5 protein-coding genes and 2 tRNA genes are annotated in these 12,944 nt (G+C 65.8%); 6 read left to right on the forward strand and 1 reads right to left on the reverse strand.

Going from position 1 to position 12,944, the window contains the following annotated elements; all coding sequences use genetic code 11:
- Nucleotides 1-34 precede the first annotated feature (34 nt).
- The 6 genes from serS (at nucleotide 35) to D9V32_RS08680 (ending at nucleotide 11,929) form a co-directional block, all read left to right on the forward strand.
- Nucleotides 35-1,294 (forward strand): serine--tRNA ligase, encoded by a 1,260-nt coding sequence (gene serS, locus D9V32_RS08655; protein ID WP_121648513.1) that lies wholly within the window; start codon nucleotides 35-37, stop codon nucleotides 1,292-1,294.
- Between the two features lie 41 nt (nucleotides 1,295-1,335).
- Entirely contained in the window at nucleotides 1,336-2,193 is an 858-nt protein-coding gene (locus D9V32_RS08660) for an HAD family hydrolase (protein ID WP_245982200.1), read from the forward strand.
- Between the two features lie 51 nt (nucleotides 2,194-2,244).
- Nucleotides 2,245-2,329 (forward strand) — tRNA-Ser (locus D9V32_RS08665).
- A 248-nt stretch (nucleotides 2,330-2,577) separates the two neighbouring features.
- The gene (locus D9V32_RS08670) at nucleotides 2,578-10,200 is read left to right on the forward strand and encodes a DUF5979 domain-containing protein (protein ID WP_121648514.1); all 7,623 of its coding nucleotides are present in this window, start codon (nucleotides 2,578-2,580) and stop codon (nucleotides 10,198-10,200) included.
- Between the two features lie 218 nt (nucleotides 10,201-10,418).
- Nucleotides 10,419-11,732 carry an LCP family protein gene (locus tag D9V32_RS08675; RefSeq protein WP_121648515.1) on the forward strand — a complete coding sequence of 438 codons (1,314 nt, stop codon included), beginning with the start codon at nucleotides 10,419-10,421 and terminating at the stop codon, nucleotides 11,730-11,732.
- A gap of 107 nt (nucleotides 11,733-11,839) precedes the next feature.
- A tRNA-Ser gene (locus D9V32_RS08680) sits at nucleotides 11,840-11,929 on the forward strand.
- 115 nt (nucleotides 11,930-12,044) lie between these two features.
- Here D9V32_RS08680 and D9V32_RS16385 read toward each other — a convergent pair.
- Entirely contained in the window at nucleotides 12,045-12,935 is an 891-nt protein-coding gene (locus D9V32_RS16385; protein ID WP_220700679.1) for a TetR/AcrR family transcriptional regulator, read from the reverse strand.
- Between the last annotated feature and the right edge of the window lie 9 nt (nucleotides 12,936-12,944).

The following is a 12,944-nucleotide window of genomic DNA, read 5'->3' on the forward strand; positions in this document are numbered from 1 at the left end:
CGCGATCCCCCGCAACACGGCCTAGACTGGGTGGGTGATTGATCCCGTACTTCTGCGTGAAAACCCCGACCGTGTCCGTGCCTCCCAGGTTGCCCGTGGGTCCTCCCCGGCCCTCGTAGACAGCGCCCTCGAGGCAGACGCGTCGCGTCGTTCGACGATCACCGCCTTCGAGGAGCTTCGCGCCGAGCAGAACGCCTTCGGCAAGACCGTCGCGCGCGCTCCCAAGGAGGAGAAGGCCGCGCTCGTCGCGCAGGCCCAGGAGCTTGCCGCCGCCGTGAAGAACGCGCAGCAGGTTGCGAACCAGGCCGAGGAGGCCTACCAGACCGCGGTGCGCGCGATCGAGAACATCGTGCTTGATGGCGTACCCGAGGGTGGCGAGAATGACTTCGTGACCCTGCGCGAGGTGGGCGAGAAGCCCACCTTCGACTTCGAGCCCCGCGACCACCTCGCCCTCGGCGAGATCCTCGGTGCCATCGACATGGGCCGCGGTGCCAAGGTCAGCGGTGCGCGCTTCTACTTCCTGCGCGGCATCGGTGCCCGACTCGAGATCGCCCTGATGAACCTCGCCCTGGATCGCGCCCTCACGGCCGGTTTTGTGCCGCTGATCACCCCCACCCTGGTGAAGCCCGAGATCATGGCCGGTACCGGATACCTCGGTGCCCACGCGGATGAGATCTACCACCTGCCCGCCGATGACCTCTACCTCACCGGCACCAGCGAGGTGGCGCTCGCCGGATATCACGCGGATGAGATTCTTGATCTCGGCGAGGGCGCGCTGCGCTACGCCGGCTGGTCCACCTGCTACCGCCGCGAGGCCGGTTCGCACGGCAAGGACACCCGCGGCATCATCCGCGTGCACCAGTTCAACAAGCTCGAGATGTTTGTGTACACCACCCCCGAGGAGGCCGAGGCGGAGCACCTGCGCCTGCTGGCCATGCAGGAGGGCATGCTGCAGGACCTCGGTCTCAGCTACCGTGTGATCGACACCGCCGCCGGCGACCTCGGCTCGAGCGCCGCCCGCAAGTACGACGTCGAGGCCTGGGTCCCGACCCAGGACGCCTACCGCGAGCTCACCTCCACTTCGAACTGCACCACCTTCCAGGCCCGCCGCCTCGGCACCCGCTTCCGCGATGGTTCGGGCAAGACCTCCCCGGTCGCGACCCTGAACGGCACCCTGGCCACCACCCGCTGGATCGTCGCGATCCTCGAAACCCACCAGCAGGCCGATGGCTCCGTGGTGGTTCCCGAGGCGCTGCGCCCGTACCTGGGTGGCATCGACGTTATTCGCCCGTAGGGGGTGCGTGCCCGCCCGTTCGTGACCGCAAGAGGAGTGTTGTGACCGAGGTTCTGAACGAGACCGATGTCGTATCGCGTGAGCCCGCGGCATCGCCGTGGCTTGTCGCGCTGGACGTGGACGGCACCGTCGCCCATGAGGACGGCTCGGTTTCACCCGCCGTGCGTGATGCCGTGCGTGCGGCGGCCGCGCGCGGGCACGAGGTTATGCTCGCGACCGGTCGCAGCTGGGGCGCAACCCACATCATCCTGAGCGCGCTGGGCATCACCCCGCGCTACGTGGTGTGTGCAAACGGCGCGATGATCATGCGCCGCGATCCGGAGTCTCCGGAGGCCGACGCACACGGCTACGTGATCGATCACGTCGAGACCTTCCTTCCGGATGACGTCCTGACGATCATCCGTCCGCACCTGAGCGATGGTCGCTACCTCGTGGAGTACCCCGAGGGTTTCCGTCGCTACACCGAGGGCATGTACGAGTGGGACCTCAACAACGCCGAGCAGGTCGAGTTTGAGGAGCTGCTGGGTACCCCGGTCATTCGCGTTGTCGTGGTGTCGCCCGAGCATGACGAGGCTGAGTTCTCGCAGGTTGTTGCCGAGATGGGGCTGCATCAGGTGGCCTATGCGATCGGCTGGACCGCCTGGATGGACATCGCGCCCCTCGGCGTGAATAAGTCCACCGCCCTGGCCGTGGTGCGCGAGCGCCTGGGCATCCCGTTCGAGCGGGTCCTGGTGGCCGGGGATGGCCGCAACGACATCGAGATGATGGAGTGGGCGCGCGATCGCGGCCGTGCCGTCGTCATGGGGCAGGCGCCGGAGAGCGTTCTTGCGGTGGCCGGGGAGATCACCGGCCCCGTCTCGGCGGATGGCCTCGCCCCCGTACTCGACTCGCTTCCGTAGGGGTCGTCTGGTTCCGCTAGACTAAACAGGTTCGTGACGGCGTCACGAACTGGAGGGTTGTCCGAGCGGCCGATGGAGCTGGTCTTGAAAACCAGTGGGCAGAAATGTCTCGTGGGTTCGAATCCCACACTCTCCGCAGCGACTCTCCCGGGTTTTCCCGGGAGAGTTTTTTGTTTCCCCCGAATGATCCCCAGTTCGGGGGTCATTAGTCCGCGTGGACGCGACATTTGCGCGAGGAAATACTAACGTTACTAGCGGTGCCCTCCGGACGGGAGTCTGGGCACCTCCGCACCCTTTCCGGGCGCCCACCCAGCGCCACACCCACGGAATTACCCACGCGGATTATCCACACTGTGACCCGAACTCAGTACGGAGAATAATTTAATGCTTGGCAAAAAGCGCCGCTATTTGGCGCGCCACAAAACCGTAGCTACGCGCTCAACTACCCCCTGGTCGCGTCGTATGGCGGTCATTGCGACCGCACTTAGCGCCCTCCTGGTCGCCGGCAGTTTTGGAGCCCTTCCGGCCGTCGCGGTCGGGCAGGGATTCCTCAGCATCGCCAAGACCGTGAACAACGTGCGCGATACCGTGGTGTCGCCCACCGCACCCTTCACCTATCGCATCACGGTGAGCTGTGAGCAGGAGTCCTGCATCAACGCCGCCGTCACCGATAAGATCCCGGCCGAGTTTGCCGGGTTCACGGTCAAGGAGGTGCGCTCGAGCGGTAAGGTCGCGCTCTCCGGCGTCGTTGCCGGAGACACCATCGGCCAGAGTTCCACCTTTACGGGTACGTTCCAGTACCCGATTCCCGGTGGCCAGATTGGTCTGACCCCCGAGGACTCTGCCGACATCATCCTCGAGCTGATGCCGCCGAGCGACCTCACCCCGGGCTGGGCCTACAACGGCAAGAAGATCAAGAACGATGCGACCGCGACCGCGGACAACGCCGCCCCGGTCAGCGATTCGGCAAGCGTGACGATCACCCTCGAGAAGAAGGGTGCGGTCCAGAGCACGAAGTTTTGGGAGCCGAAGTCTCAGCAGTTCGAGGCCGGAAAACAGTCGACGATCACCCTGGGTGTTCGCAACGCCGGAAACGTCGGGGCAAATGAGCTCGCGCTGACCGATCCCGCCTCGGCGGTAGCAACCGCGGCGACACTGGGGACCGATAACCCCTTCCGTCTCGTTGACTTTGTGGGCTTTGGCGCGGTCACCCCCGCGAAGGGGGCAACCCAGGTTGCCGTGGACGCCTACGTGTACAACAAGACCACCCTGAAGTGGGAGTGGATCACCGGTACCGCCGGTTCCTTTGATGCGATTGCTCTGCCGAACGGTGTGGCTGCGGGCGATGTTGGTGGCATTCGGGTGCGCCAGCTGGGCCAGAACGGCTCCATCGTTCCGTCGGCAGACGTCACCACCGTGGAGCTGAAGGTTGCGCAGCGCGCGACCTCCCGTGGCGAGAGCACTCCCGCAGATCTCTCCAAGGGTGCCTCCGTGAACAACGTCGTTCAGGGCAGTGCGAGTTACCCGGATCTGCCCACGCAGACCCAGACCGCAACCGCGCCGTTCGCGGTGACGAAGCTCAACGTTGCCGTGTCCGCGACCAAGACCATCACCCCGGGCGAGATGCCGGCCGGGGGTGCGGCCGCCGCGAAGATCTCGGCGAAGAACACCTCCAATGGTCCCGTAGACTCCCTGGTGCTCAGTGACCGGGACTACTTCAACAGCAAGCTGACCCTCGGGAGCTTCAACCCGGGGATCGCCTACCCGGAGGGTGCCACGAAGGGCACCATCACGTGGTACGTGGCGGGCGAGCCGCAGACCGTGAGTTTTGACAGTGGCGACTCTCCGATGCCGCCCGCGGGGGCCACCGGCTTCGATATCACCTTCACCGGCAAGATCGCACAGGATGCGGTGGCCAGCGCGGACTTCACGATCGTCGCGGCCCGCGACTATGTGGCGCCGGACAAGGTCAGTGAGCTCACCACCAACACGCTGAAGGCCACCGCGACCAACAGCGCGGGCGAGGCCTCGGCGAGTGATTCGAAGACGCTGAGGATCTTCCGCCCCGCGGTCGGACTGAAGCTTGAAAAGAAGATCTCCCCGGCAGAAGCGGTACTGCCCGGTGCCCTGGTGACCGCCCAGATCAAGGGCAGTACCGAGACCAGCTCGGGCTACGTGCGACCCACGCAGATCGTGATCACCGACGCGTTTGACCCGGCAGACCCGAAGACAAACTTCTGGAACGCCTTCAACCCGATCCGCATCGCCCCGACCACGATTCCCGCCGGCGCAACCCTGCGCGTTGAGTACCTGGTCGATGGTGTCTGGACGCTGCTCGACGCGCAGGGCACCAGCAACGGACAGATCTTCACGGCGTCGCTGCCCACCGACCTCAACATCACCGGGCTGCGCTACACCTTCGAGAACCCTGGCGGATTCGCCCAGAACACCATCGTTGAGGGTAACGCGACATTCGAGGCTCGGTCGACCCTGCGAAACGATCCGACCAAGCCCACCGCGACCCCGGGGAACCCCCCGCAGCCGCAGTCGTACACCAACGGTGCCACCGGTGTCGGTACCGCCCCGGGCCCCGATGCCAACAGTCCGATTACCAGTGACGTACAGAAGGCCAACGCTCCCGCCAAGGTCATCATTCCGAATGATGAGGGTGGCCCCGGTGCCGCCCCCATCGCGGATAAGAAGTGGTACGACGCGGCAAACAGTAAGGTCATTTCCTCGCTGACCGCGCAGTCCGGCTCCAGCGCCGTGTCGAGACTCGGCTGGGGAGTGTCCCGCACCGGCTTCACAAAGGTTGTGCTTGAGGACCCGGCAGCGGGTGCCGACAACCCCGCCGCCACCGTGTTCCAGGGTATGGATCTGAAATCTATCGGTGCCGTACCGGCCGCGAGCGATGCGAACTTCGAGTGGGACAGCGTGAGCTCAATCGAGCTCTACGATTCGAAAGCCAAGACCTGGAATACCGTTCGTCTGCCCGCGGGCGGGAGCTGGATGAAGGATAAGGGCTTCCTCGGATACACCCTGACCGACATTGAGCGTGCCAACACCACCGGTGTGCGCATCACCGTGGAGCCGAACGACGCCGCCCGTAAGAACAGCAACTCGCCGACGGCACCGCCGGTGGGTTCGGGTGTGGCCGCCACCGTCGGAAGTACCCCGCGCGTCATTCCGATGACCTGGGACCTGCGCAACACCCTGCGCGTCCCGACCGCAACCAACATCTGGGTGAAGAATAACGCCCCGGTCAACACCGCGGAAAACGGAATCATCGACAACCGTCTGCGAGTGAGCGGCACGCGCATCGTGGAGGGTAAGCCCACCACGACGTCCGCCGAGAAGAACGCGACGATCACCCTGCTGTCCTCGCCGCCGAACGTGTCGATCACGAAGACGGCGTCCTCGACCAAGGTGGTTATCCCGACGCTGGCTGACACCCCGGCGGCGAACTTCCCGACGGTGACGTACACGATTCGCTCCACGAACGTCTCACCCGTCGCAGCCTCGTATCTGCGTGTCACCGACTCGCTGTCCTGCGGCGGAGACAATCCGTGCCGAACCGATGCGAACGATCCAAACGCCCGGGTATTTGACGGTGCGACCTACGGTGTTGACAACCCGTTCGAGCGGATGACCCTGACCCAGATCGCGGTCACCGACTCGAAGAAGGTAGCCGATCAGGCCGCCTCCATGGTGCAGCTGTGGAAGCGTGACCCCGATACCGGTGTGACCTCGACGGTCGTGAAGTCCCTCGCCGACACCCTCAAGATGAAGGCGAGCGAACTGCAGGACATCGTGGGCGTGAGCGTGCTCTTCCAGGGGGCCAACCCCGAGCGCGATGGCGGAAAGATCCTGACGAACGCCGCTCTTGATCTTCGACTGACCACTCAGGTGCGGGCAACGGAACGCTCGACCGGTAACCTGGTGACCCCGGGATCGGTCGACGCGACCGCCGTGAAGAACGAGGCCCGCGCTCAGAGCTACGACCCGATCCTGCGCCCCGGCGAGCTGGCCTCGGGAACGCATGCCGCGAGTGTTGCCCTCGTCTCGGGTGAGCTGAAGATTGCGACCACCAAGACCATCTCCCCGGCCACACTGACCGAGGTAAACCGGAAGAACCCGGTCACGGTGACCCTGGGTGCGACGGACGGTAACGCGACGGTGTCCACGCATCGGGTGACCCTGGAGGACAGCACCGAGGCGTTCTGGAACAGCTTCGCCCTCACCGGTCTGGACCTCACCAAGGTCACTCAGGTGGGTGCGGGCGACCGCGTCCTGGTGGAACTGCGCACCGGCACCGGTGACGACGCCACCTGGACCGCGGGAACCGCGGGCACCGTGGGCGCGAAAGCCACCGCAACACTGCCGGCGAACGTTGCCCTTGACCGGGTGACCGGCGTGCGCCTGACCTTCACCAAGGCCAACGGCAGTGCCTTCTCCGCGGGGGCGATCCCCGATGTGTGGCGGGTTGGCGCGACCCTCACCGTGGGGCTGCGCGACGTGGCACTGGACGGCTCCGAGATCGCCTTCACCGGTGGGATCGACAACGTGCTGAACGGAAAGAGCGAGCGTACCGATAACCCCGTCGTCTACTCGCCGGCAACGGCCAGCGATAAGAAGTCGATCGCGGTCACCCCGGGTGAGCACCGCCTTGCGGTGACCAAGACTCCGGAAAAGAAGTCGGTCAAGGTGGACGAGAGCAACGTCTGGACGCTGACGTTTGAGAACAGCAAGTACAGCTTCCTCAACGTCTCGAGCGTGGTCGACCAGCTGCCGCCGACCCTGAAGTGGGACGAGGTGGACCCGACGTACAGCACCACGAAGGACGGTCTACTCTCCACCGACCCCTCGGTGGTGAAGCTCGACTACAACGATGCAACCCGGGAGATCACCTTCGCCTGGCCGGCCGGTAAAAACCGGATGGCCCCGGGCGAAAAGTTCACGATCAAGATCAACCTCACGCTTCAGCCCGGCCTCATCGGAGACCAGAAGTCCACGAACACCCTCCGCGTGAACACGGTGCAGGATGACGTGATTTGTGCGCTGACCCCGTCGACAAACGACGGCCCCAAGGGTAATTCGTGTGCCGCCACCAACACCGTGCAGCAGCAGGCCGGTGGCCTGTTCCAGCTGTACAAGCGGGTCAAGGCAGATGTTACGACGCCGGATAAGGACCGCCTCGTTCACGGCGCAACGAACCAGCGCAATGCCGAGCGCGAGTGCGTGGCGGATGCTGCCGGTTACTTCGGACCGAACTGTATCGCCAACTCCGTCGTGGGCGGGACCGATTCCTGGAAGCTGCGAATCGTCAACACCGGTACCGAGCCGATCACCAAGGCCACCGTGGTCGATATCCTGCCGGCACCGGGCGACCGGCTGCTGCTGGGTTCCGCGGGCCGTGGATCGACCTACCAGGCGCTCCTGGACCTCGCCCACGGCGTGGTTCTGGGCTCCGATGTCGCCCCGGGAACCCTCGCGACCTGGGAGTACACCACCGATAAGGACGCCTGTGTCGGATCCGGATCTACCAGCGGGTGGGACAGCGACCGCGAGTGCAACGCGACCTCCTGGACCGCGGGCGCTTCGATCACCCCGGATGCGATCGACGACATCGCCCCGACCGTCACCGCGATCCGGGTGAAGTTTGACTTCGCCGGCACCGCGGGCAAGGTTCTGCCGCAGAACGCCGGTGTCGAGGTCGAGTTCCAGACGATTAACGCCCCGGCCTCGGCCGCCTTCCCCGCGGGTGCCTCGGTGACAGCGCCGGTAGCGGATTCCAAGCTCATCAACCAGGCCGGAGCGGTCGCGAGCTTCGTCTCGGGCGATCCGCAGCGCCGGATCCCCGAAACCGTGGGCGTGCGCCTGCCGACCGGTTCGCTTCCGCTTGCCAAGACCTTCTCGGGTGACGCGGTCGCGTATGCCCCGACGGGGGCGGCCGCGCAGGTGACCTGTCTCGTGCCGAGCGGCCGTACCCTCAAGGACGGCACCCAGGCGACCACTCCGGTGGTGTTTGGTGGTGCCGGCAAGTTTGAGCTGGATACCGCCAACCGCTTCGGCAGTACCGTCCGGGGAATCCCCGTGGGGTCGCTGTGTGATGTGAGCGAGTTTGGTGAGACGGGACAGTTCGGTGAGACCGCGCGTTCCGGTGGTACCCAGGGCGTGCTCATCACCGCCGCCCCGGTGGCGGAGGTTCCGGTTATCACGCTGGACAACCGCTACGACTTCACCAGCCTGCGCGTCACCAAGAAGGTGGACACCCTCGCCGATCACGGCATCTTTGCCGGATACAACTTTGCCTTCGAGCTCAGCTGTACCGCAGCGGTGAGCGGCACCGCCGTGACCTGGGATGGCGAATCGGTGCTGCGGTTCACGCTGACGCCCGACCAGGAGGGTTCCGAGACCGCATCCCGCGTGATCACCGGCATTCCGGTGGGTGCCACCTGTGCGCTGACCGAGACCGATGTTCGCGGTGCCGAGCGCACGAACATCACGATCGACGGAAAGACCGTGTTTGGCGAGGAAGAGTCAGAGGCGGCAGCAGCGGACGAGGAAGCCTCGGCTCCGAGCGTCACGTTTGTGGCCCACGCCGGTGATCCGCTGGCCGAGCTCGTCCAGCCGAACGACATCGTGGTGACCAACCACTTTGACACCGGTCGTCTCTCGGTGATCAAGTACCTCTCCGGTGAGGGCGCGGAGAACTACGGTTCGGCCGAGGGCACGGTATTTACCGCCTCGGTACTCTGCACCTACGCACACGGTGACGATGCGGTACAGACCCTCTACAGCACTGATGCGCTGGCCCTCACCGTGGGCGAGCCGGTGGAGATCGACCGCGACTTCCCGCTGGGGACCGTGTGCGACCTGACGGAGGTGAAGACCGGCGGCGCGACCCGCACCGACAACCCGGTTGCCGGCTCCGTCGTGATCAACGGCCCCGCGGTCACCGCGGACATCACCAACCACTTCGACGTGGGCTCGCTGAAGATCGTCAAGGAGCGCACCGGTAGCGGCGTGGAGGCATTCGGCCAGGGTACCTACACCGCGGCCGCGGTGTGCACCTGGGAGCGCGATGGCGAGACCCTGACCGCGCCTCTGCCGAACGGTGGCAGCGTGGAGCTGGGCCCGGATAACGAGTACACCGCAACCATCGGTGGCATCCTGATCGGCGCGAGCTGCGTGGTGACCGAGACCGATTCCGGCCTCGCCACCTCCGTCTCGTACGCGCCTCAGGACGGTTCGGTGACGATCCCCGCCCCGGGTGAGGATGGCGAGGTCGCCCTGGTGACCATCACCAACACCTTCACCACCGGTTCGCTTGAGATCCGCAAGAGCGTGGCACAGAAGACCGTGGCGAGCGGTGCACCCGTGACGTACACGATCGAGGTGAAGAACACCGGTGAAATCGAGGCAATCGACGTACCGGTGACCGACACGCTGCCCGCGGCCGCCACCCTCGTTAGCGCCGGTGACGGTGTGCACACGGGGAACACGATTACCTGGAACATCGCCTCCCTTGCCCCGGGCAAGACGGCGAGCTTCACCGTGGTGGTGACCTACGACCGGAAGGGCGAGTACACGAACTGTGCGCAGCTCGTCACCCCGACCGGTCCGTGGGCGGACACGGTGGTGCAGAACCCGAACGCGGCCGGCACGGCCTCCTGCGTGCCGGTGACGGTTCAGCCGAAGCCGCCGCTGGAGCCGACCAAGCCCCCGGTGGAGCCGTCGAAGCCCCCGGTTGATCCGACCAAGCCGCCGGTCGACCCGACGAAGCCCCCGGTTGATCCGACCAAGCCGCCGGTTGATCCGACGACGCCCCCCGTGGAGCCGACTCAGCCGCCGGTCGACCCGACCGATCCAGGTCAGCCCGGGCCGGACCTGCCGGACACCGGATCGAACCCGAGCGGGCTCGGCGGGCTCAGCCTGCTGCTGCTCCTGTCGGGAGCGGGCGTGCTGTGGCTGGTACGACGTCGGCGCGAGGTAGGAGCCAACTAGTTGGCACACACTCGATGGGCGGATGGGGTTCCCTATCCGCCCGTCGGGCGTTTAACGCCCCACTCCTCCCAGTAAACGTTCGGAAAACCCTGGCATCATGATGTGATTCTTTCGCGCCACCGGGACGTGGGTCTACCGCCGCGGTGTGCCGTGCGCGTGTAGATCCGCCTAAAGAACCCCCGACTCCCCTGATTTCCCGTTTCGTTTGAAAGGCCCTCGTGAGTAGCTCCCGTCAACACGCCCCCCGCGTTCCCGCGGTTCGGCACGGCCGTCTGCGGCGTTCATCCCCCTGGGTAACCGGGGCGAAGATCGTGGCCGGTGCGCTTGCGGTGGTGCTGGTGAGCGGTGCGAGCGTGGGTGCCTACGCGGTGTGGGATGTCGTGGCCTCGAGCAAGCCCTCGGTGGACCTGGGTAAAACCCCACCGCCCGCCTCGATCGATGAGATCAAGGGTGGGGTCAACCTCCTGCTGGTGGGGAGTGACTCGCGCCAGGGGCAGGATCCGGCAATCTTTGGTGATCCCACCAAGGAGACCGGCGTCCTGAACGACGTCACGATGCTGATGCACATCTCCGAGGACCACACCGCGGCCACCGTGGTGAGCTTCCCGCGAGACATGTTTGTCCCCATTCCGTCCTGCGATAAGCCCGAGGGTGGCAGCTATCCGGCAATGGCCTCGCAGAAGATCAACACCACGCTCGGTTATGGCGGGCTGCCCTGCACCGTCAAGACCGTCGAGGCGCTCACCGGGCTCGATATTCCGTATGCGGCCGAGGTGCAGTTCAGCGGCGTGATCGAGCTCTCCAATGCGGTGGGTGGCGTCGAGGTGTGTGTTGCTCAGGGCATCGCCGACCCCTACACCGGCACCTATCTGGATGCCGGCACGCACAACCTGCAGGGCCTCGCCGCACTGCAGTTCCTGCGCACGCGACACGGTGTGGGTGACGGATCAGACCTCGGCCGTATCAGCAATCAGCAGGTGTTCCTCTCCTCACTGGTGCGCACGCTCCAGGACGGCAAGACGCTGTCCGACCCCACCAAGCTCTTTTCCATCGCGAAGGCGGCGGTGAGCAACATGACCCTGTCCAGCAGCCTGAACAACGTCAACACCATGGTGCAGATCGCGTCCGCCCTGCGGAACATCCCGCTGAGCCAGATCGTGTTTGTGCAGTATCCCAACGTAATCGTCGACAAACCCGGACACAACGGTGTCGACCCGCTGCCCATCCCGGCAAAGGCCCTGTTCGACGCCCTCAAGGCCGATCAGCACATCTCCCTGACCGGCGGTACCGGGCTGGGTTCGGTCGTAGAAAACCCGGAAACGCCCGTAGACGGCACCGCGACGCCCCCGGCCACCCCGGGCGGTGAGGGCGGATCCGGTGCCCCGGAGACACCCACGACGGGCGGCACCGAGACCACCCCGCCCGCCTCCACCGACCCGTCGACTCCGCCCGCGGTCATTGAGCTCCCCTCCTCGGTCACCGGACAAAACGCGGGCGAACAGACCTGTTCCGCCGGAAACAAACGCAAATAGGGGCAATCCGCCACCGTCCACAAAACTTTCCCATCCTTTTTTGGGCGTGGATTCGGCGCGGCGGCAAGGTTCCGATATGCTTGCAACGTACCTCGCTCGCGAGGTAAGGAGACGTCGCATAGTGGCCTAGTGCACCACCCTGCTAAGGTGGAGTCCCCCTAAGGGGACCGCGGGTTCAAATCCCGCCGTCTCCGCCACAAATGAGAAGAAATAGCCGCCCGGTTGTTGATACGGAATCAAATTCCGTTGACACGGGCGGCTATTCTTTTGGGCGTTGGGCGTTGGGCGTTGGGCGAGTGACGTGCCCGAGCGCTAGCGCTCCAGCAGCCGGCCGATGAGGCGCTCGCCGGCGGCCACGGCGCGGGTACGCGCGGCGGGATCCTCCTCCAGGGCGGCGTAGAGCGCGACGATGCTCGTGATCGCGGAGAGCCCGAGGGCGGTGTCGCGATCACGTTCGTTCGGGGCCTGGTCTGCGTCGGCGTGCGCGTCCCGCGCGCGCTCGGCCCGCACCCGCTCGGCGAGCCGGTCGAGGGCACCGTGGAGGGCGGGGGAGAGCTCGGCGCGGGCATCCGCGTGACGCACGCCATACGCGAGTACCTCGAGATCGAGCAGGGGGGAGGCGTCGGCGGCATCCGGCGTGAGGAGCGCGCCGAGCCGGGTCGCGAGATCCTCGAGGTCGGCCGCCTCGGTGTCGGACTCCCGGGTGGAGGGAGCGAATCGCTCGCGAGCGAGTTCGAGGAAGAGGTTCTCCTTCGAGCCGAAGTGCGCGTAGATCGCCCCCTTGGTGTATCCGGCCTCGGCCGCGATGTCGCCCACCGATGCGCCCTCGTAGCCGTGTGCGGCGAAGGTGCGCGCCGCGGCTTCGAGGAGGTCACGGCGGGTCTGTTCCGACTGCGTGCGGCGGGGATCGGTGCCCTCCGCCTTGCGCTTCAGGTCTTCGGAGACGGTGGCGAGCCCGCGGGAGGCCTCACGCAGCGTGTGTGCGAGGGCATCGCCCACCTCGGGAACAACGGTCTCGCGTACCTGCTTGCCGATGAGGCGGGTCAGGGCGGCGGTGGCATCGGCGAGGGCACGGGCGGCCGAACCGAGTGACTCGGAGCCCGGGGAATCCGAACCGGAGGAATCGGAACCGTTGGCTTCCGTTTCCGGGATGCCCGAGTCGGCGTGGGGTGTGTGGTCCTGGGGGTTCTGCTCGCTGGTCATGTTTCCACT

It is taken from the genome of Mycetocola tolaasinivorans, assembly GCF_003667565.1.
Taxonomy (GTDB): domain Bacteria; phylum Actinomycetota; class Actinomycetes; order Actinomycetales; family Microbacteriaceae; genus Mycetocola; species Mycetocola tolaasinivorans.

What these genes read in the sequence shown, in the direction of transcription:
- D9V32_RS16385 (WP_220700679.1), bottom strand. Translation starts at nt 12,935, where the DNA reads ATGACCAGCGAGCAGAACCCCCAGGACCACACACCCCACGCCGACTCG.
- D9V32_RS08670 (WP_121648514.1), top strand. Translation starts at nt 2,578, where the DNA reads ATGCTTGGCAAAAAGCGCCGCTATTTGGCGCGCCACAAAACCGTAGCT.